Consider the following 20,695-nt stretch of genomic DNA (forward strand, 5'->3'; position numbering starts at 1 on the left):
ACCCGCAGACGAGACTGCCCACTCTCACTTGCCGCACTTGGTTCAAAGAACATCTCCTGGATGACATGAGCTATGAATCAACTATTCGCCGGGTCAGCAATGGGCGTGCCGCGCTATCTGTTCACCGCATGCGCGTGAAGGGTTGCCGGAAGACAGGGAACTCCATAGAACGACCGTCACCTCAAAGGGCATTAGTTGGCGTTGATTTGCGTCAAATCCCTCAACAAATATGTGCAGTGGATTATGGAACCGGACCAGAGGTTGAGGGCCGGGTTCCGTCATCCCCAGAACCCGCTTGGCGGCACGATGGGAATCCGATGCGGATCGAGCCAACCCGGCGTTGAGGCCGGGTCGGTTGCCGAAACGCTCCAGGACGGCGGCGCGGCGTTGATTGGAGGCGGCGGGCTTGCGGAGGACTGCCACGCCGAGGTCCGGGAACCGGGCGGCCTCAGGCGCCGCGTGGCGGGACAGGCCCGGTCTCGCCCGGAAGGCGGGGATTGCGGATGGTCAATTGGTGGGTCAGCAGCAGCGGGTCCGGCCGCTCCTCCCCGCCCCAGAGCCGGTGCAGCATGCCCACGATGGCCGGACCGAAATGGTCGGACGGCACGCGGACCGAGTTCAGCCAGTCGGCGATCCAGGGGTTGATCGGGTTGTCGTCGAACCCGAAGAAGGCCACGTCGCCCGGCACCTCCAGCCCGGCTTCCCGCGCGCGGCGGTAGGCGCCGTAGGCCAGCAGGTCGCTCAGGCAGACGATCACCGGCGGGCGGTCCGGTCGCTCCAGCATCGTTCCCATGGCGTGGTAGCCGGCCACGATGTGATCCAGTCCCGGCCCGGTGGCGCAGGGAATGGCCGCCGTGTCCACCCCCGCCGCGGCCAGCCGGTCGAACAGGCCGAGCAGGCGCCAATGGCCGGCGGTGCGGTCCAGCGAGGCGTGGAGGACGCCGATGCGGCGCACCCCGCGTTCCAGCAGCCGGTCGGCGATCTCCGCCCCGGCCCCGGCGTTGTCGAGCCCGACATAGGGCGAGGACGGGTCGCCGGGGTCCGGGCGGTTCACGAAGACCAGCGTGTCGCCGGCGGCCCGCGCCTCGTCCAGCGCCGGGCTGTCCACCGCCCCCACCAGGATCATCGCGCGGACGAGTTGGGCGCGCATTTCGCGGATGTACTCGTCCTGCACGTCGGCGCGCTCGTGCGTGTCGCACAGCGACATCACCAGCCCCTCCCCGCGCAGCGACCATTCGATGGACGAGGCGATGGCGGCCATGGAGGGGTTGGCGAGGTTCGCGGCCAGGACACCGACGATGCGGCTTTCCCGGCGGCGCAGCGCCCGCCCGACGCTGCCGGGCCGGTACCCCAGCTCGCGGATTGCCGCCCGTACCCGCTCCGCCGTCTCCTCCGTCGCCTTGTTGGCGACGCCGTTGATGACGCGCGAGGCGGTGGCGACCGACACCCCGGCGCGGGCCGCCACCTGGGCGAGCGACGGGGCGAGCGACGCACGCTCCGTGCGCGAGGCGCGCTTGCGGTCGGCTGGCGGGGGCATGGCACCTCGGTCTGCGCAAGAGGGTTGGCGGTGGGCGGCGGCGTGAAAACCGGTTGCGTAGAGATGCACGCCCGCCTATTGTTTCGGCAAGGGTAATCGATTTCCCTCAGCCGTAATATCGGTAACGATGCCGGCGGACGGACGAATTGCCCACCACGCCCCTCCCGCGAGGCGGGCGCGGAAAAAAAGACGAGGGAGAGGACGCTCATGACAGCCGAAGGCGCCGACCGCGCCACGGTCGTTGACCCTTACGACCATCTGCATGACGAGGCTTACGCCGACGCCTTCGCCCGCGGGCGGGTGGGCGCCGCGGCCCTGGTGACCGTCGCCGGGCGCACCGTCGAGTCGCTGGACGGCGACTGGCGCTTCGCCATCGACCCCCATGACGAAGGGCTGCGCCAAGCATGGTACGCCGACGAGCCGGTGCCGGCCTCGGACTGGACCGTTCCGCGCGATTACGACGACGGCGCGTGGCAGACCGCCCCGGTTCCCGCCTGCTGGAACATGCTTCGCCCGGAGTGGCGGCATTACGAGGGCGGCGCCTGGTACACGCGGACGCTGGACCACACACCCGGCGCGGCCGGGGAACGCATCGTCCTGCACATCGGCGCCGCCGCCTATGAGGCTCGCGTCTTCCTGAACGGCCAATTCCTCGGCGCGCACCGCGGCGCCTCGACGCCTTTCTGCGTCGAGCTGACCGGGCATCTGCGCCCGGGCGCGAACCGCCTCCAGATCCAGGTCGACAACGCGCGCCGGACCGACCGGGTGCCGATGCGCCACACCGACTGGTTCAACTACGGCGGCCTCTACCGCTCCGTCGCTCTGCTGCGCCTGCCCGCGCGGTTCATCCGGGACTTCGGCGTGGCGCTGGTCCCGGGCAGCGGCTTCGGCCGCGTCGCCGTGGACGTCGCCCTGTCCGACCCGGTGGACGGCACCGCCACCGTCGCCATCGACGGGCTGCTGCCGCCCTCCCCCATTCCCGTCACCGCCGGGCGCGGGAGGGTGGAGTTCGACCTTTCCCCGGAGCTGTGGTCTCCGGAGACACCCCGCCTCTACGGCGTCACCCTGCGCTTCGGCGCCGATTCCGTGGCCGACCGCGTCGGCTTCCGTGAGATCGCCGTGGCTGGCGAGCGCATCACCCTCAACGGGCGCGACATCACCCTGCGCGGCGTTTCCGTCCATGAGGACGACTTCACGCTCGGCAAGACCAGCGACGAGGCGGACATCCGCCGCCGCTTCGCCGACGCCAAGGCGCTGGGCTGCAATTTTCTGCGCCTCGCCCACTACCCGCACGACCCGCGGGCGGCGGCCATCGCCGACGAGGTCGGGCTGATGCTGTGGTCGGAGATTCCGGTCTACTGGGCCATCGACTTCGCCAACCCCGACACCTACGAGGACGCCGCGAACCAGCTGGCGGAGCTGATCGCCCGCGACCGCAACCGGGCCAGCACGATCCTGTGGGGCGTCGGCAACGAGAACGCCGACACCGACGCCCGCCTGTCCTTCATGGCGCGGCTGGCCGCGCTGGCCCGCAAGCTCGACCCGACACGGCTGGTGACCGCCGCCTGCCTGATCGACCGCGAGCGCTTCGCCATCGCCGACCGGCTGGCCGACCATCTCGACGTGATCGGGCTCAACGAATATTTCGGCTGGTACGAGCCCTCCTTCGACGGGCTGCGCCGGCTGCTCGCCAACTCCGCCCCCGGAAAGCCGGTCATCATCTCCGAATTCGGCGCCGACGCGGTGGTGGGCTTGCGCGGCGGCCCGCGCGACCTCTTCACCGAGGACTGCCAGGAGGCGGTCTACCGCGAGCAGCTCGCCATCCTCGCCACCGCCCCCTATGTGCGCGGGATGACGCCCTGGGTCCTCTACGACTTCCGCACCGAGCGGCGGCAGACCGCCTTCCAGCGCGGCTGGAACCGCAAGGGGCTGATCGCCGAGGACAAGACCACCCGCAAGCGGGCCTTCGCCGTCCTTGCGGAGCATTACCGGGCGGTGGCCGACGCCGAGGCCCCCGCATCGCCGCACACCCAAACAGTCAAATCACGATAACCGGAGGATTCGTCATGTTCGCGTTGAACCGCCGCCACGCCGCCCTTCTCGCCGCCGCCGTTCTGGGCTTGACCCTCGCCGGGCCGGCCGCCGCCAAGACCACGCTGCGCCTCGGCCACGGGCTGGCCAAGGGCCACCCGGTGGACGTCTCGCTGGACGAGTTCGCCAAGCTGGTGCGCGAGCGCAGCAAGGGCGAGCTGGACATCAAGGTGTTTCCCGCCGGCCAGCTCGGCCAGCAGCGCGAACTGATCGAGCAGATGCAGAACGGCGCGCTCGACCTCGTGCACGCCAACGCCTCGCCGCTCGCCGCCTTCGAGCCGGGCTTCGGCGTCTACGACATGCCCTTCCTGTTCCGCGACAACGACCATTTCTTCAAGGTGGTCGAGGGCGCGGTGGGCGATGAGATCCTCGCCTCCAGCCGCGCCAAGGCCTTCGTCGGCCTCGCCTACTACGACAACGGCACGCGCAGCTTCTACGCCAACAAGCCGCTGGCCAAGCCGGAGGATCTGAAGGGCCTGAAGGTCCGCGTCCAGCCCGGCCCGATCGCCACCCGCATGATCAACCTGCTGGGCGCCACCGCCACCCCGCTGGCCTGGGGCGAGGTCTACACGGCCCTGCAGTCCGGCGTCGTCGACGGGGCGGAGAACAACGTGACCGCCCTGACGCTGGCCCGCCACGGCGAGGTGATGAAGGTCTACACCCGCGACGAGCACACCCGCGTGCCCGACGTGGTGCTGGTCGCCACCTCAACGCTGGACCGCCTGAAGCCGGAACAGCAGGAGCTTCTGCGCCAGGCCGCCCGCGACAGCGCCAAGGCCCACAACGCCCGCTGGGCGGCCGAGCTGGAGAAGGCCGAGGGCGAGGCGGCGAAGATGGGCGTCAAGTTCGTGGACGCCGACAAGGCGGCCTACCGTCAGGTGGTGCAGCCCATGTACGACGACCTGAAGACCACGCCGGCCCTCGCCACCCTCGCCGACCGCATCCAGGCGGTCAAGTAAGCCCCCGCCCGCTCGCCGCGTCGAAACAGAGGAGCGCTCCCCATGCTGGCATCCATCCACCGCACGCTCGACCGCTTCGTGCTCGCCATCACGATCCCGCTGACGGTCGCCATGCTGGGCTGCGTGGTGTGGCAGGTCGTCGCCCGCTACGCGCTCAACGTCTCGACGTCGGCGACGGACGAGATCGCCCGCTTCGCCTTCATCTGGGTCAGCCTGCTCGGCTCGGCCTATGTGCTGGGCAAGCGCGGGCACATCGCCATCACCGGGCTGGTGGACCTTCTGCCGGCCCGGCCGCGCGGCGGCGTCGAGATCGCCATCGCGGCGCTGGTCGCGCTGTTCACCGTGACGATCCTGTGCGGCGGCGGCTGGCTGCTGGTGGACAAGGCGCGCACGCTCGGCCAGGTCACGCCGGCGCTCCAGCTGCCGATGTGGATGGTCTACGCCGTGATCCCGCTGTCCGGCGTGCTGACCCTGATCTACATGGTCATCGCCCTGCTGGAGAGCCTGCGCGAAGGGCCGGGCGTGACCAGCCACGCCGTCTCGCTCGACTGATACGGCTGGAAAATGATCACTTCCATCATTTTCCAGCCGTGAAACCCGGCAGATCAATGCCTTGGCATTGATCGAGAGGGTCATGCCGGCGGCGCCTTCAGGTGCCGTCGGTATGACGCCCACCCCTTCCGTCGCGGAAACGCAGCCATGGACTTCTCCCCCGCCCTCGTCCTCAGCGCCGCCTTCGTCGCCTTTCTGGCCTTCGGCGTGCCCATTTCCTACGCCACCGGGCTCGCCTCGATCACGGCGCTGCTGACCATCATGCCGCCGCTGCCGGCGATCTCGGTGACGGCGCAGCGCATCGCCACCGGCCTGGACAGCTTCGCGCTGCTGGCGATCCCCTTCTTCTTCATGGCCGGCTCGATCATGAACCGGGGCGGCATCGCCCGCCGCCTGATCGACTGCGCCAAGGTCTTCGTCGGCTGGATGCCCGGACCGCTGGCGCAGATCACCATCCTCGCCAACATGATGTTCGGCTGCGTGTCGGGGTCGGCGGTGGCCGCCGCCTCGGCCATCGGCGGCACCATGCAGCCGTCGATGGACAAGGCCGGCTACGACCGCAGCTACACCGCGGCGGTCAACATCTCCTCCTGCATCACCGGGCTGCTGATCCCGCCGTCGGGCGCCTTCATCGTCTATTCGCTGGTGTCGGGCGGCACCTCCATCGCGGCGCTGTTCGTGGCCGGCTACCTGCCCGGCTTCCTGCTCGGGTTGGCGGTGATGATCCCGGCCTGGATGATGGCGAAGAAGCGCGGCTACGCCCGCCTGCCCTCCCCGACCCTGTCCCAGTCCTCGCGCGCCATGCTGTCCGCCCTGCCCAGCCTGGGGCTGATCGTGGTGGTGATCGGCGGCATCGTCGGCGGCATCTTCACCGCGACCGAGGGATCGGCCATCGCCGTCGTCTACGCGCTCGCCCTGGCGCTCGCCTACCGGGAGCTGTCGCCGGACGACATCATGCAGATCCTGATCGACACCATCGTGGCGACGGCGGTGGTGGCGCTGATGGTCGGCACCTCCATGGCGATGGCCTACGTGATGTCGCTGGCCGAGATTCCGCAAATCATCGGCGACTGGGTGCAGTCGGTGTCCGGCAACTGGATCATCGCCCTGCTGCTGGTCAACATCGTGCTGCTGCTGATGGGCACCTTCCTCGACATCACGCCGGGCATCCTGATCTTCACGCCGATCTTCCTGCCGGTGCTGGTGGAGCTGGGGGTGGACCCGGTGCATTTCGGGGTGATCCTGGTGTTCAACCTGTCGCTCGGCATCGTCTCGCCGCCGACCGGCAGCGCCCTGTTCATCGGCTGCGCCGTGGCGCGCGTGTCGATCGAGCAGGTGATCCGGCCGCTGATCCCCCTCTTCGCCTGGAGCACCGCGGCGCTGCTGGTGGTCACCTACGTCCCCGGCCTGTCGCTCTGGCTGCCCAGCCTGTTCGGCCTCATCAAGTAAGCGGGACGCAAGCCGGGCCCCGCCCCCGGGACCCGACTCCCCACAAACCCCAGGTCTCATGACGTCAGGAGTTCACGCGCCATGCGCACGCTGACCGGCGCCTCCCTCGTTGCGCCCGCCCTGTCCCGCGACGGGGCGCAAGCCGGCCCCCAAGGGATCGCCTTCGACCTCGACCGCGGCTACCGCCTGACCCTGTTCCCGCTGGGGCCCGCGCTGGCGCGCGTCCTCATCGAGCGGCCCGCCGGGCTGCGCGCCCCGCGCACCTGGTCGCTGGCGCCCGAGCTGTCGGGCCAGACCGACCCCGCGCTGGCCGACCCCATCGACGGGCGCGACCGCCGCGACCTGACCGGTTTCCCCGGCACGCCGGCGGCGGTCGAGGAAAGCGCCGACAGCGTCACCGTCACCACCCCCGGCTGGCGCGTCGTGGTCCAGCGCGCGCCCCTGGCGCTGCGCTGGTACGAGCCGGCGGCGGAGGGCGACGGCTGGCGCCTCGTCCTCGCCGACCGGCCGACCCAGCCCTACCTGTTCGACGACCGCTCCCCCCGCTTCGCCCACCATCTGGTCAGCCACGCCGGGGAGCGCTACCACGGCTTCGGCGACAAGAGCGGCGGCACCGACAAGCGCGGCCGGCGCCTCGCCATGGGGACGACCGACGCGCTCGGCTACGACGCGGAGACCAGCGACCCGCTCTACAAGCACATCCCCTTCTGCCTCAGCGTGCGGCCGGAGCGCGGCGGGGCGGCGGTCGGCGTCTTCTACGACAACCTGTCGCGCGGTCTCTTCGACCTCGGCCAGACCATCGACGCCTACCACGGCGACTTCATCCGGTTCGAGGCGTCGGACGGCGACCTCGACTGCTACGTCCTGTTCGGCCCGAGCGTTCCGCAGGTCGTGGCGAATTTCACCGCCCTGACCGGCCGCACCTCCTTCCGGCCGCGCTGGGCGATCAGCTATTCCGGCTCGACCATGCAGTACACCGACGCGCCGGACGCCGGGGTGCGGCTGCTGGGATTCCTCGACGCGCTGAAGGAACACGGCCTGCCCTGCGGCTCGTTCCAGATGTCGTCCGGCTACACGATGATTGGCGACAAGCGCTACGTCTTCCACTGGAACCGCGACAAGTTCCCCGAGCCGGAGGCGGTCACCGCCAAGTTCGCCGAAGCCGGCGTCCATCTCGTCGCCAACATCAAGCCGGCGCTGCTCGACGGCCATCCGAAATTCGCCGAGGTCCAGGGCTTCGGCGGCTTCGTGCGCGACAGCGACGCCCCGGACCGCCCGCAGACCACCCAGTTCTGGGGTGGCGACGGCGCCTATCTCGACTTCACCAACCCCGCGACCACGCGTTGGTGGATGGGCAACGTCACGCAGGAGCTGCTGGAGCGCGGCATCGGCTCGACCTGGAACGACAACAACGAGTTCGAGATCTGGGACGACGCGGCGGTCTGCGACGTCAACGGCCATGGCGGCACGATGGCGACGCTGCGCCCGGTGCAGACCCATCTGATGATCCGCGCCTCGCACCTTGCCCAGGTGGCGCACGCGCCGGACAAGCGCCCCTACCTGATCTCGCGCTCCGGCGGGCCGGGCCTCCAGCGTTACGTGCAGACCTGGTCGGGCGACAACCGGACGAGCTGGAAGACGCTGCGCTGGAACCTGCGCATGGGGCACGGCTTCAGCCTGTCGGGCCTGTTCGACTACGGCCACGACGTCGGCGGCTTCGCCGGTCCCCGCCCGGAGCCGGAACTGCTGATGCGCTGGATCGAGCAGGCGGTGTGGTGGCCGCGCTTCACCATCCATTCCTGGAACGACGACGGCAGCGTCACCGAGCCCTGGACCTATCCGGAGCTGCTGCCCCAGGTGAAGGCCGCGCTCGACTGGCGGGAGCGGCTGGTGCCGCTGCTCTACACGCTGCTGTGGCGGGCGCACCGCGACCATGACCCGGTGATGCGGCCGCTGTTCTTCGACTTCCCCGACCAGCCCGAGGCCTATGGTGAGGAGGACAGCACCATGGTCGGCGACCGGCTGCTGGTCGCTCCGGTCCTCGACCCCGGCCGGACGGAGCTGGAGGTCTGGCTGCCGGCGGTGCCCGGCGGCTGGTACGATCTGCGCGACGGCCGGCGCTATGACGGCGGCGGGCGGGTCACCGTGGCGGCGCCGCTGGGCGTGGCCCCGGCCTTCGTGCGGGCCGGCACGCTGCTGCCGCTCGGCCCCGCCCCGTCCTGGGCGGAAGGCCCGCTGACCGTCCGCTGCTTCCCCGGCCCGGAGGGCTACGCCCCGCTGACCCTGTTCGACGACGACGGGGAGAGCGTGTGCCGCGACGAGACCATCTGCCTGCTGACCATCAGCGGCACGGACGCGGCCTCGCTGTCGGTGAGCCGCAGCGGCGGCCGGGCGCCGCGCTGGACCTCCCTGTCCATCGAGACGGCGGACGGCACGCCGGTCGGCACCCTGCCCCTCTGACCGGATCAAACGGCACGCCCACGTCCAAGGGCGTGCCGCCCCACCCCACACAGGATCGCATGGCCGCCCCGGCGAAACCGAAGTGGTGGAATCCGGCGTGTTGGTATAAAGACCGGCTTACCAGGCCGGGCCCCTCTGACAGTTCCCTGAACTGTGATGTCGGACTGGAGACATACAGAGTGGCCCCCGCCCGCCCCTGCCGGCAGCGTTTCTGCCGTGTGCCTGGTCCCGCCCGTGGGTGCTGCTCTCTTGCCCTATGCTAGAGGAAGGCACCGCATGACCGATCTGTTCACAGCCGAAGCGCTCGCCGCGCTGCTTCAAGTCATCGCCATCGACCTCGTTCTGGCCGGCGACAACGCCATCGTGGTCGGCATGGCCGCCGCGGCGGTGCCGCTGGCCCAGCGCCGCAAGGTCATCTTCTGGGGGATCGCCGCCGCCATGGGGCTGCGCGTGTTCTTCGCCCTCATCACCACTCAGCTCCTCGCCATCATCGGCCTGACCCTGGCGGGCGGCGTCCTGCTGCTCTGGGTGTGCTGGAAGATGTTCCGCGAGCTGCGCAGCCACGGCGCCGACGAGATCGCCCCCGACGAGGCGATGGACGCGCCCGACCCCTCGGGCACCGTCACCGCCGGTGTGGCGGGCAACGCCGCCGTCGCGGCGGCCGGAGCGACCACCTTTGGTGCTGCCATCTGGCAGATCGTGGTGGCGGACGTGTCGATGTCGCTCGACAACGTGCTGGCGGTGGCCGGCGCCGCCAAGGAACACCCGACCATCCTGGTGATCGGTCTGGTGCTGTCGGTCGTTCTGATGGGCGCCGCCGCCAACATGATCGCGCATGTGCTGCACAAGCACCGCTGGATCGGCTGGGTCGGCCTCGCCATCATCTCCTACGTCGCGCTCGACATGATCTGGCGCGGCAGCAACGAAGTCCTCCGCCACATGGCGTGAGGACATGGCGTGAGGCCGGCCGCCGATCACGGTCGGGCTCGTTGACCGGGGGCGCCCGCCGCACCATGACGGTGCCGGGCGCCCCCGTTCTTTTTTACCCGCCGTTAAACGGCCGCCGTCACCACGACCTCGATCAGGATCGACGGGTCGCCCAGGTCGGCAACGCCGATGGTGGCGCGGGCCGGCAGGTCGTCGCCGTTCAGCCACTCCAGCCACGCGGCGTTCATGCCGTCCTTGGCCTTCATGTCGGTGATGAAGAGCTGGGCGGACAGCAGCTTGGTCTTGTCCGTGCCGGCCATGGCGAGCACGGCGTCCAGCTTCTTGCAGATCTGGGCGGTCTGCTCCTGCATGCCGACGCTGACGTCGTCGGCGATGATGCCGCCGAGGAAGGCGATGCCGTTGCTGACGACGACGCGGTGCATGATCTTGGTCTTCTCAACGCGCTTGATCACGAGAACTCTCCCGGTTTTGGTTGGTATCGGTACGGTTGTTGGTCAGGGGGTGACGGTGAAGTCGACGTACTTGGCGGCGATGCGGGCCAGCGTGCCGTCCTGGACGACCGAGGCGATGGCGGCGTCGAAGGCGGCCTTGAGGTCCGCGTCCTCCTTGCGCAGGCCGACGCCCACGCCGGGGCCGAACACCTCGGCATCGACCAGCGGCTTGCCGACGAGCTGGAGCGATTTCGAGGCGTCGGCCTTCACCCAGTCGGATGCGGTGGCGCCGGTGGTGATGGCGGCGTCGATGCGCCCGCTCTTCAGGTCGGCCAGCAGGTTCGACGCGGTGTCGTAGTTCTTCAGCGAGACGGTCTTGCCGAAGTGCTTCTCGACGTAGCGGTAATGGGTGGTCGAGGTCTGGGCGCCCACCGACTTGCCGGCCAGGGTAGCTTCGGTTCCGTCAATGCCGCCGCCGGTGGCCGCGACGAAATAGGCCGGTACGACCATGTAGGGGGCGGAGAAGGCGATGGCCTTCGCGCGCTCCGGCGTGATGTTCATGGTCGCCATGATCGCGTCGTAGCGGCGCGACAGCAGGCCGGGGATGATGCCGTCCCAATCCTGGGCGACCAGGGTGCAGCGCCGCTTCATGCGCTCGCACAGCGCGTTGGCCAGTTCCACCTCCAGCCCGCCGAGCGTGCCGTCGGGAGAGGTCATGTTGAAGGGCGGGTAGGCGCCCTCCGTCGCGATGCGCAGCGGCGGACCGTCGGCGCGCGAGGCCGTGGGGACGGCCGCCGCGAGGGCGCACAGGCCCATCGCCAGCCCGAGGGCCAGACGTTTCATGGAAAACTCCGGTTTGGTAAGTCGGTGGGAGCCGGTCAGAGGGCGGCGATCACCTGGATCTCGACCAGCAGGTCGGGGTCGGCGAGCTTGGCCTCGACGGTCGCGCGGGCCGGGGCGTTGGCGCGATCCACCCAGGCGTCCCAGGCGGCGTTCATCGCCGCGAAGCCGGCCATGTCGGCGAGATAGACGGTGGCGGTGAGCAGCCGGCTCTTGTCCGTGCCGGCGCGCTCCAGCAGAACGTCGATCTGGCGCAGCACGTCGCGGGTCTGCGCCGTCACGTCGTGGGTCACGCCGCCCATGGCCTCGAAATCGGCGATCTGGCCGCACAGATAGACGGTGCCGTTATGAACGACCATCTCGCTCATCCGCGGGCCGCAATCGAAACGCTGAATCGTCAAAACGTGGGTCTCCTGAAAAGGCCGCTCCGCCGGAGCGGTCACGCGGCGGCCGCCGTGTGGCGGAATCGCTGGATGCGGAAGGCGTCGATGGGCAGGTCGCTCGCCCCGCGGGTGATGAGGTCGGCGGTGATCCGCCCGACGATGGGGCCGAGCTGGAAGCCGTGGGCGGAGAAGCCGAAGGCGTGGAACACCCCCTCCTCCGTACCGCTGGGGCCGATCACCGGGATGTCGTCGGGCATCCGCGCCTCGATCCCCGCCCAGGCGCGGACGATGGTGGCGCTGCGCATGATCGGGAACAGGTCCCAGACCGTGCGGGCGTTGGTGGTGACGTTGGCGAAGTCCAGGTCCGTCCGGTTCTCGTCGCGGTAGGCCCGGCCCAGCAGCCCGCCGCCGATCAGCACCGTCCCGTTGGGGAACTGCTTGAAGGACAGGGTGCGGCCCGTCGCCCCGACCACCGGCTTCAGGAAGGGGGGCACGCGGGCGGTGATCATCAGCATGGGCGCGATGACCTCCAGCGGCACCGGCTCGCCGAGCTGGGCGGCCAGCCGGTCGGCCCAGGCCCCGGCGCAGTTGACCAGAACCGGCGCCTCGTGCGCCACGCCGTCCGCCGTCTCCACCCGCCAGTTGCGGCCCGAGCGGGCGACCCGCGCCACCGCCGCCCCCTCGTGGAAGCGGGCGCCCAGGCTCTCCGCCTTGCGCTTGAAGGCGAAGGTGGTGCGGTAGGGGATGGCAGCCCCATCGCGGCGCGACACCAGGGCGCCGAGGCAATGCTCCACGATGGACGGGACGAGGCGGCGCAGCTCCGCCTGATCCACCACCTCCTCATGCGTGAAGCCGAGTGCCGCGAGCTGGGCCGCCCGCTCCCGGCAGGAGTCCAGCTCCGCCTCGGTCTCCGCGACCTTGATCTGGCCGTGGCTTTCGAAGCCGCAATCGTCGTCCACGAGGTCGCGGATGCCGTGCCACAGCGCCATCGAGGCGACGGACAGCGGCACCTCCGCGGCGTGGCGGCCGAGCTGGCGCACCCCGCCGGCGTTCACGCCGGAGGCGTGGCGGCCGATGTGGTCCTTCTCCAGCACCAGCGCCCGGACCCCGCGCATGGCGAGGTGCAGCGCGGTGGAGCAGCCGTGCAGGCCGCCCCCGACGATGATGACGTCCGGCTCCGACATGGCGTCCCCCTGCCCCGTCAGTGGTGCATCACGGCGGCCACCTCGTCCTCGGCCTTGGGCAGCGAGGCGAGTTCGGCCAGCGTGATCGGCTTCACCGGCGGGCGCAGCCGGTAATAGCCGACCTCCGCCGGGGAGACGCCGCGGGCGTCGGCGATGACCTCGACCACGGTCGGGCCGCACAGCCGCCCCTGGCACGGCCCCATGCCGCAGCGCAGGAAGGACTTGGTCTGGTTCGGCCCGCTGACGCCCAGCTTCACGGCCTCGCGCACCTGCCCCGCCGTCACCTCCTCGCAGCGGCAGACGATGGTGTCGTCGGCGGGGACGCGGAACTCCCGGCCCGGCCGATAGAGCGCGTCGAGGAAGTCGCGGCCGCGCAGCGCCCGGTCCAGAGCCTCGCGGTGCGGGGCGGCGTCGCGGTCGCGGGTGGCGCGGTCGATCGCGCCCAGCCGGTGCAGGGCGTCCAGCGCCGTCAGCCGGCCGCGGTGCTCCGCCGCCAGCGCGCCGCCGATGCCGGCCCCGTCGCCGGCGATGGAGAACTCCCGCCACCGACGTGGCGCCCCAGCCGTCGACGTCCGGCACCCAGCAGCGCTGCGCCTCGTCCCAGGACTGGGCGCAGCCGGTAGCGTTGGCGAGGTTGATGTTGGGGATCACGCCATGGTGCAGCAGGAGCGTGTCGGCCGGAAGGCGCTGCTCCGTCCCGTCGCCCTGGCGGTAGACGACCGACTGCACGCGCCCGTCTCCCTCGGCGCGCAGCGCGGAGACGTTGCCGATCACCTTGATCTTGCGCCGGACCTCCAGCAGCAGCTTCAGCCCCTTGCCGACATAGCCGGAGCGGGCGAAGGCCGAGAGGTGCGGCATGGCCTGCCGCCAGTTCTCCCGCGGCGTGGTGTCGAGGATCGCGTCGATGCGCGCGCCGGCCCGCAGATACTGCCAGGCGAGCAGCCAGAGCAGCGGCCCGCTGCCGGCCATGACCACGTTGCCCGAGGCGACGAGGCCGGAGGTCTTGAGCAGGATCTGCGCCGCTCCCGCCCCCATCACGCCGGGCAGCGTCCAGCCGGGAACCGGGAAGGGCCGCTCCAGCGCGCCGGTCGCCAGGATGACGTGCCGCGCCGGCAGGATTCGCGCCGCACCGTCGCGCGACAGGCCGATGTCGAGCGTGCGCGAGACGCTCCACACCGCCGCACCGGGCAGATAGTCGGCGCCGCTGTCGCGGAACGGCCCGACCAGATCGGCGCCGTGCCAGTAGTCGGTCCCGAGGACGCTGGGATTCTTCACCGGCGAGCGGGTGATGGCGCGGTAGATCTGGCCGCCGGGAGCCGCCTGCTCGTCCAGCAGGACGGTGGACAGGCCGTGCTTGGCGGCCAGCGTGGCGGCGGCGAGGCCGGCCGGGCCGGCGCCGATCACCGCCAGATCGTAACGAGGCTTCAAGTCGGTCACCGGTCGATCTCCCGCTTGCCGTTCTGGGTCTCAATCCGCATGCCGGGGCGGACGCGGATCTGGCAGCCCTGCTGGTTTCCGGTGCCGTCGATGGTCACCAGACAGTCGAAGCACACGCCCATCATGCAGTAGGGACCGCGCGGCGCGCCGGACACCGGGGTGGTCCGGCAGGCGCCGACCCCGTTGGCGATCAGGGCGGCGGCGACGCTGTCGCCGGACAGCGCCTCGGCCGGGCGGCCGTCGATGGTGAAGGAGACGCGCTCTCCGCCCGCGTCAGGCAACCGCTGGAACATGGAACCTCCGGGCGCTGAAGGCCGAGAATTCGTCGGGCAGGGTGCCGGCGGCGATGTGCGGCGCCAGCGCCAGCGCGTGGTTGGCGGCAAGCGTCACGCCGCTGTGGCAGGTGGCGACGAAGGCGCCGGGCATGGGGGTGGACTGCTCGTAGATCGGGAAGCCGTCCGGGGTCAGCACGCGCAGCGCCGCCCAGGTCCGCACCACGTTCAGCTTGCCGAGCAGCGGGAAGATGCGCAGCGCGCGGTCGGCGATGGTCGAGGTGACGCCGTTGCGCACCGTCGTGTCCAGCCCGGCATCCTCGAAGCTGTCGCCGATCATCACCCCACCCTCGTCGGTCTGGCGGATGAAGCCGACCGGAAACTTCAGGAAGGGGGCGGTCTTCTCCGTCACGATGATGTGCCCGCGCTCCGGCCGCACCGGGGCGTCCAGCCCGACCATGGGGGCCAGCCGGCGGGCGTCGTGCCCGGCGGCGATGACCACCTTGCCCGACCGCACCTCGTCCCCCGAGGCGGTGACCATGCGGAATCCGCCGTCGCGCGGCTCGATCCGCTCCACCCGGTGGTGCGGCATGTAGCAAACCCCGGACTGGACCATCCCGGTGTGCAGGGCGCGCAGCAGCTTCAGCGAGTTGCAATGGCCGTCGAGCGGGCAGTAGCTCGCCCCGACCACGTCCTTGCCGATGAAGGGCATCTCCTTCGCCACGGCGGCGCGGTCCATCATCTCGTAGTCGTAGCGGACGACGTTCGGCTGGTTGTGCAGGCGGCGGAGCTGGCCGGCGCGCCGCTCCATCTCCTCCTCCGACAGCAGGGGCAGGAAGCCGCCCGGCCGGCGGTAGCACACGTCGATCCCGGTCTGCTCCTGAAGCCGCTCGGCGAAGCCGGTCCAGCTGTCGGAGGACATCTTGGTCCAGCCGGCGTATTCCGGCAGCCCCAGACCCTTGCCCTGCACCCAGACCAGGGCGAAGTTGCCGCGCGACGGGCGGACGGCGACGTCCCCCTCGTCGAGGACGGCGACCGTCTGCCCCTGCTGGGCGAGGCCCCAGGCGATGGCCGACCCGACCAGCCCGCCGCCGATCACGGCGACGTCGCAGTCGGACCTCGTTCTCTCGGTCATGGTGACGCTTACTCCTGTCCGCGGCCGACCAGCAGCCGCTCAAGCCCGTAGAGCCGGTCGAGCACCAGCATCGCCGCCACCGTCATGAAGATCAGCGAGGCGGACACCGCGGCGACCAGAGGGTCGATGTTGTCCTGGATGTAGAGGAAGAGACGCACCGGCAGCGTGGTCGTCTCGGGCGAGGCGATGAAGACGGTCATCGTCACCTCGTCGAAGCTGTTGATGAAGGCCAGCACCCAGCCGCTCGCCACACCCGGCAGGATCAGCGGCAGCGTCACCCGCCGGAAGGTCGTCCAGGAGGTGGCGCCGAGCGAGGCCGCGGCGTTCTCGATGGAGCGGTCCATGCCGGTGGAGGCCGCCAGGATCAGCCGCAGCGCAAAGGGCAGGATGATGACCACATGGCTCAGCACCAGCCCGGCGAAGGTGCCGCCCAGCCCGATCTGCGTGAAGAAGCGCAGGAAGGCGATGCCCAGCACGATGTGCGGCACCATCAGCGGCGACAGGAACAGCGCCGTGATCGCCTCGCGCCCGCGGAACTGGTGGCGGGCGATGGCCAGCGCCGCCGGGACCGAGAAGGCCACCGCGATGGTGGAGCTGACCGCCCCCAGCAGCAGGCTGTCGCGGAAGGCCCGCGCGAATTCGGGGTTGTCGCCGATGGCCTTGAACCAGCGCAGCGACAGCCCCTCGGTCGGCAGCGACAGATAGCCCTGCGAGGTGAAGGCGACCACGCAGACGACCAGGATCGGCGCCAGCAGGAAGGCCAGGAACAGCGTGTGGAAGACCAGGGCGACGGAGCCGTTGCGGTTCATTCGAACACCTGCTTGTAGCGACGTTCGACCAGCCGGTTGCAGCCGACGATGATCACGATGTTGGCGAGCAGCAGGAGGATCGCGATGGCGGCGCCCAGCGGCCAGTTCAGCGTGTTCAGGAACTCGTCGTAGGCCAGCGTCGCCGCCACCTTCAGCCGCCGCCCGCCGATGATCGCCGGGGTGGCGAAGGCGCTGGCGGCCAGCGCGAAGACGATGATCGAGCCCGACAGGATGCCCGGCACCACCTGCGGCAGCACCACCCGGCGCAGCACGGTGAAGGGCTTGGCCCCCAGCGACAGCGCGGCGTTCTCGACCTGCGGGTCCAGACGCTGCAGCGACGCCCAGACCGACAGCACCATGAAGGGCACCAGCACGTGGGTCAGGGCGATGATGACGCCGGTCTCGGTGTACATGAACTCGATCGGCGTCGCGATCAGCCCGACCGTCATCAGCGCCGTGTTGATGATGCCGGTGGAGCCGAACAGCAGCGCCCAACCGAGCGTGCGCGACACCACCGAGATCAGCAGTGGCCCCAGAACGATCAGCAGGCACAAGCCGCGCCAAGGCGACCGCATGCGCCGCAGGATGTAGGCCTCCGGCGCGCCGAGCACGGCGCACAGCAGGGTCACCACCACGGCGATGCGGAAGGTGCGCAGGAAGATTTCGTGGAAATAGTCGTCGGTGACGATGTCGATGTAGTTGCCGAACTGCCAGACGTCCTGGATGCCCGTGTAGAATCCGAAGCTGTTCAGCGACAAGAGCCCGGTCATGACCAGCGGCACCAGCAGCAGCACGGCGAACAGCGCCAGCGCCGGCAGGCTGAGCAGGTAGGGTGCCAGCGAACGCCGCTCCGGCCGCGGCGGCGGGGCGGAATCGGCAGCCACGTCTGGGGAATCGATCAGGGATTTATGAGCGTCCACGGCGGTCATGCCTCACCCGCCATCACGCGCATGTCCTCCGCCCGCCAGCCGACCATGACCGGCTCGTTCTCCGCCGGCAGAGTCTGGCCGTCGTGCTGGCGGATCACCGTCAGGTCGCCGGCCTCCGTGCGGATTTCGAACAGCCATTGGGTGCCCTGGAAGACCCGCGCCCGCACGAGGCCCGGCACGCCGGCGCCGTCCACGAAGCGGACCTTCTCCGGCCGCACGGTCAGCAGGCCGGGACCGTCCGGCACCTCCGCCGCGACCGGCCACGCCGTGCCGGCCACGTCGATCCGCCGCCCGGCGCCGTCGCGGCGCACCACACCCTGGAGCAGGTTGGTGCGGCCGAGGAAGTTGGCGACGAAGGCGCTGGCTGGGTTGTCGTAGGCGTCCTGCGGGGCGGCGACCTGCTCGACCCGGCCCTTGTTCATGATGACCACCCGGTCGGACAGGGCCATCGCCTCCGCCTGGTCGTGGGTGACGAGGATCATGGTGGTGCCGACGCTGCGCTGGATGCGCCGCAGCTCGATCTGCATCTCCTCGCGCATCTTGGCGTCGAGGTTGGACAGCGGCTCGTCGAGCAGCAGCAGGCTCGGCTTGATGACCATGGCGCGGGCCAGGGCCACGCGCTGCTGCTGGCCGCCGGACATGCGCCGCGGGTAGCGGTCGCCGAAAGCCCCCAGCCCGACGAGCTGGAGCGCGTCGCGCACCATGCGGTCGCGGTCGGCGCGCGGGATGCCGCGCATCTCCAGCCCGAAGGCGACGTTTTCCGCCGCCGTCATGTGGGGGAACAGGGCGTAGCTCTGGAAGACGATGCCGAGCCCGCGCTCGTTGGGCTTCCTGGCCAGCAGGTCGGCGCCGTCCAGCGTGACGCGCCCGGCGCTGGGGTCGAGGAAGCCGGCGATCATCTGGAGCGTCGTGGTCTTGCCGCAGCCCGACGGGCCGAGCAGCGAGACCAGCTCCCCCTTCTCCACCGTCAGGGACAGGTTGTCGACGGCGACCCAGGGGCCGAACCGCTTGGTCAGCCGATCGAGGACAAGGTAAGGCATGGCGTCGTCTCCCACCAAGGAGCCTGGAAAAGTCCGGCCCGCCGCGGGTGCGGGCCGGATGCGGGGGTCAGCGCTCGATCTCGCGGGTCCAGCGCTTGTTCCAGGCCTCGCGGTTGGCGTTGATGGTGTCCCAGTCGACCACCAGCAGCTTGCCCATCTGCTCGGGGCCGTAGGGGATGCCCACCTGCTGGTCGGCGCTCAGGGTGACCGTCTTGTTCACCGGGCCGAAACCGGCGCCGGTCGCCATCACGGTCTGCACCTCGGGCGACAGCATGTGCTGGATGAACTGCTGGGCCTCCGCCGCCTGCTTGCTGCCGGTGATGGCGCAGGCCGCCGAGGCCAGCACGACGCCGCCCTCCTTGGGGTAGACGAAGGCGGCGGGGAAGCCGGTGTCGGCCAGCGCCTTGGCGCGGCCCGAGCCCCAGACGGCGACCGTGGCCTGCCCGCTCTGGAACAGCTCGGTCATCTTGCCCGGCGACGGCTCGTAGGCGAGCACGTTCGGATTCACCTTGTCCTTGAAGGCCTTGAAGCCGGGATCGATGTTCTTCTCGCCGCCGCCGTCGAGCCGCGCCATCATCACCAGCGCGTGCAGGCCGTAGCTGTTGTTGATCGGCGGGACGACCAGCTTCTTGCGGAACTTGGCGTCCTCGATGTCCTTCCAGGAGGCGGGGGCGGCCCAGCCGTTCTCGTCGAAGACCTTCTTGTTGTAGACGATGCCGGTGCCGACCGCGCCGACGCTGACCGCCTTGCCCGAGGGGATCTTCGCCAGATCGTAGAGGTCGTCGTAGACCGGCGCCTTGGCGATGTCGGTGCAGAAGCCCAGCGCCACCGCCTGGTACATCGGACCGTCGTCCAGGATCACCACGTCGATCTGCTGGTTGCCCTTCTGGGCCTGGAGCTTGGCGAGGTTGTCGGTGGAGTTGCCGGCGACATACTCGACCTTCACGCCCGTCTTGCTCTCGAAGGCCGGGATGATGTCCTTGCGCATGGTCTGCTCGAAGGACCCGCCGTAGGCGGCGACATACAGGGTCTTCTGCTGCGCCTGCGCGGCGCCGCATCCCAGGGCGGCGGTTGCCATCAGGCCGTACACCAACGCTCGCATCTGTCCCTCTCCTGTTCCGGTTCGTTTCGCCGCGGTTGCGCGTTTTGTCGCACCCCCGGAGCGTCGCGCCCCGCTGGCATAATCGTCAAATCGAATTGTTTGTGGTGTCTATAACTGAATGTTATACTGCAACGCATCTGACACCCTTGGACCGCACCGGAATGCTCAATCCCCGCCAGATCGAGGCGTTCCGCGCCGTCATGCTGACCGGCGGGATCACCGCGGCGGCGGAGCTTCTGAACATCTCCCAGCCGGCGGTCAGCCGCCTGATCGCCGACCTGCAATACGCGCTGAAACTGACCTTGTTCGAGCGGCGCGGCTCGCGCATCGCGCCGACCAGCGAGGCCATGTCGCTGTACCAGGAGGTGGAGCGGTCCTTCGTCGGGCTGGAGCGGATCGAGCAGGCGGCGCGCGACCTGCAGGAGCGGCGGGCGGGCACGCTGCGGGTGGCCGCCATGCCGGCGATGGCCATCGGCTTCCTGCCGCGCTTCGTCGCCCGCTTCCTTGAGGAGCGGCCGCGGGTGGACGTGTCGCTGTGGGGCAGCAGCTCCCCCCAGGTGCTCGATTGGGTGGCCGCCGGCCAGTGCGAGCTGGGCTTCGGCCAGTCGGCGGTGGAGCACGCGACGGTGCTGTGCGAGCGGATGCCGCGGGTGCGGGCGGTCGCCGTGGTGCCGAGCAACCATCCCCTGGCCGCGCGCAAGCGGCTGGTCCCGGAGGACTTCGCGGGCGAGGCGTTCATCGCGCTCGGCGCCGCCACGCTGATGCGCTATTCCATCGACGCGATGTTTGCCGAGCACGGTGTCGCCCGGACCATGCGGGTGGAGACGCAACTCACCATGATCGCCTGCGCCATGGTCGCCGCCGGGGCGGGAATCTCCATCGTCGATCCCTTCACGGCGCAGGAGTATGCGGGGCGCGGCGTCGCCATCCGCCCCTTCGAGCCGGCCATCACCTTTGAAATGGCGGTGCTGCATTCGGCGCAGCGGTCGCTGTCCACCCTCGCCCAGGATTTCCTGGGGGGGTTCCGCGACGCCGTCGCCACCTTCCGCCTGCCCGAGCAGGAGTGAAACCCCGCGTCAGCCGCGGGTGTGGAAGTGGCTGAGGAAGGCGCGGGTGGCCTCCTGCTGCGGCCGGTCG

At 70.2% G+C, this 20,695-nt stretch carries 19 protein-coding genes and 1 pseudogene; 7 read left to right on the top strand and 13 right to left on the bottom strand.

The window, feature by feature from the left end; all coding sequences use genetic code 11:
• Positions 1-448: 448 nt before the first annotated feature.
• Positions 449-1,537, bottom strand: a complete 1,089-nt coding sequence (locus tag ACWPN7_RS28305; RefSeq protein ID WP_459196352.1) for a LacI family DNA-binding transcriptional regulator — start codon at positions 1,535-1,537, stop codon at positions 449-451.
• Positions 1,538-1,744: 207 nt separating this feature from the next.
• Between ACWPN7_RS28305 and ACWPN7_RS28310 the strand changes: the two genes are divergently transcribed.
• The 6 genes from ACWPN7_RS28310 to ACWPN7_RS28335 all read left to right on the top strand — a co-directional run bounded on the left by ACWPN7_RS28310 (position 1,745) and on the right by ACWPN7_RS28335 (position 9,996).
• Positions 1,745-3,589, top strand: coding sequence for a glycoside hydrolase family 2 protein (locus tag ACWPN7_RS28310; protein WP_459196353.1), 1,845 nt, complete (start codon positions 1,745-1,747; stop codon positions 3,587-3,589).
• Between the two features lie 14 nt (positions 3,590-3,603).
• On the top strand, positions 3,604-4,587 hold the full coding sequence (locus ACWPN7_RS28315; RefSeq protein ID WP_349619358.1) for a TRAP transporter substrate-binding protein: 984 nt from the start codon (positions 3,604-3,606) through the stop codon (positions 4,585-4,587).
• A 42-nt stretch (positions 4,588-4,629) separates the two neighbouring features.
• Complete coding sequence (locus ACWPN7_RS28320) at positions 4,630-5,139, top strand: TRAP transporter small permease (RefSeq protein WP_040137509.1); 510 nt, start codon at positions 4,630-4,632, stop codon at positions 5,137-5,139.
• 147 nt (positions 5,140-5,286) lie between these two features.
• On the top strand, positions 5,287-6,588 hold the full coding sequence (locus tag ACWPN7_RS28325; RefSeq protein WP_103040133.1) for a TRAP transporter large permease: 1,302 nt from the start codon (positions 5,287-5,289) through the stop codon (positions 6,586-6,588).
• A gap of 81 nt (positions 6,589-6,669) precedes the next feature.
• Positions 6,670-9,048, top strand: coding sequence for a glycoside hydrolase family 31 protein (locus ACWPN7_RS28330; RefSeq protein WP_492273530.1), 2,379 nt, complete (start codon positions 6,670-6,672; stop codon positions 9,046-9,048).
• 276 nt (positions 9,049-9,324) lie between these two features.
• A complete protein-coding gene (locus tag ACWPN7_RS28335) occupies positions 9,325-9,996 on the top strand; it encodes a TerC family protein (RefSeq protein WP_014199023.1) in 672 nt (223 codons plus the stop codon).
• A 104-nt stretch (positions 9,997-10,100) separates the two neighbouring features.
• On the opposite strand, the gene ACWPN7_RS28340 is transcribed toward ACWPN7_RS28335, so the two are convergent.
• The 12 genes and pseudogenes from ACWPN7_RS28340 to ACWPN7_RS28395 form a co-directional block, all read right to left on the bottom strand.
• The gene (locus ACWPN7_RS28340; protein ID WP_035680290.1) at positions 10,101-10,448 is read right to left on the bottom strand and encodes a RidA family protein; all 348 of its coding nucleotides are present in this window, start codon (positions 10,446-10,448) and stop codon (positions 10,101-10,103) included.
• A 42-nt stretch (positions 10,449-10,490) separates the two neighbouring features.
• Positions 10,491-11,270, bottom strand: a complete 780-nt coding sequence (locus tag ACWPN7_RS28345; protein WP_451996862.1) for a transporter substrate-binding domain-containing protein — start codon at positions 11,268-11,270, stop codon at positions 10,491-10,493.
• 35 nt (positions 11,271-11,305) lie between these two features.
• Positions 11,306-11,668 carry a RidA family protein gene (locus ACWPN7_RS28350; RefSeq protein WP_035680295.1) on the bottom strand — a complete coding sequence of 121 codons (363 nt, stop codon included), beginning with the start codon at positions 11,666-11,668 and terminating at the stop codon, positions 11,306-11,308.
• A 38-nt stretch (positions 11,669-11,706) separates the two neighbouring features.
• Positions 11,707-12,834, bottom strand: coding sequence for an NAD(P)/FAD-dependent oxidoreductase (locus tag ACWPN7_RS28355; protein ID WP_451996864.1), 1,128 nt, complete (start codon positions 12,832-12,834; stop codon positions 11,707-11,709).
• A 17-nt stretch (positions 12,835-12,851) separates the two neighbouring features.
• Positions 12,852-13,118: a bacterioferritin-associated ferredoxin gene (locus ACWPN7_RS28360; protein WP_492273532.1), complete on the bottom strand. Its 267-nt coding sequence runs from the start codon at positions 13,116-13,118 to the stop codon at positions 12,852-12,854.
• Between the two features lie 310 nt (positions 13,119-13,428).
• Positions 13,429-14,271: pseudogene (locus ACWPN7_RS28365) on the bottom strand (NAD(P)/FAD-dependent oxidoreductase); the annotation flags it as partial.
• Positions 14,268-14,564 (bottom strand): (2Fe-2S)-binding protein, encoded by a 297-nt coding sequence (locus tag ACWPN7_RS28370; protein WP_349619352.1) that lies wholly within the window; start codon positions 14,562-14,564, stop codon positions 14,268-14,270. The gene ACWPN7_RS28370 and the pseudogene ACWPN7_RS28365, both read right to left, overlap by 4 nt.
• Positions 14,545-15,678: an NAD(P)/FAD-dependent oxidoreductase gene (locus ACWPN7_RS28375; RefSeq protein ID WP_459196356.1), complete on the bottom strand. Its 1,134-nt coding sequence runs from the start codon at positions 15,676-15,678 to the stop codon at positions 14,545-14,547. Before ACWPN7_RS28375 ends, ACWPN7_RS28370 begins: the two co-directional genes overlap by 20 nt.
• Positions 15,679-15,686: 8 nt before the next feature.
• The gene (locus ACWPN7_RS28380) at positions 15,687-16,487 is read right to left on the bottom strand and encodes an ABC transporter permease (protein WP_456529357.1); all 801 of its coding nucleotides are present in this window, start codon (positions 16,485-16,487) and stop codon (positions 15,687-15,689) included.
• A complete protein-coding gene (locus tag ACWPN7_RS28385; RefSeq protein ID WP_201042402.1) occupies positions 16,484-17,416 on the bottom strand; it encodes an ABC transporter permease in 933 nt (310 codons plus the stop codon). Before ACWPN7_RS28385 ends, ACWPN7_RS28380 begins: the two co-directional genes overlap by 4 nt.
• The gene (locus ACWPN7_RS28390; RefSeq protein WP_459196357.1) at positions 17,413-18,456 is read right to left on the bottom strand and encodes an ABC transporter ATP-binding protein; all 1,044 of its coding nucleotides are present in this window, start codon (positions 18,454-18,456) and stop codon (positions 17,413-17,415) included. Before ACWPN7_RS28390 ends, ACWPN7_RS28385 begins: the two co-directional genes overlap by 4 nt.
• Positions 18,457-18,523: 67 nt before the next feature.
• Entirely contained in the window at positions 18,524-19,558 is a 1,035-nt protein-coding gene (locus ACWPN7_RS28395; protein WP_349619348.1) for an ABC transporter substrate-binding protein, read from the bottom strand.
• A gap of 161 nt (positions 19,559-19,719) precedes the next feature.
• Between ACWPN7_RS28395 and ACWPN7_RS28400 the strand changes: the two genes are divergently transcribed.
• Positions 19,720-20,625: a LysR substrate-binding domain-containing protein gene (locus ACWPN7_RS28400; protein WP_137118571.1), complete on the top strand. Its 906-nt coding sequence runs from the start codon at positions 19,720-19,722 to the stop codon at positions 20,623-20,625.
• The last annotated feature ends 70 nt before the right edge of the window (positions 20,626-20,695 follow it).

The organism is Azospirillum sp. UENF 312511 (assembly GCF_058780635.1).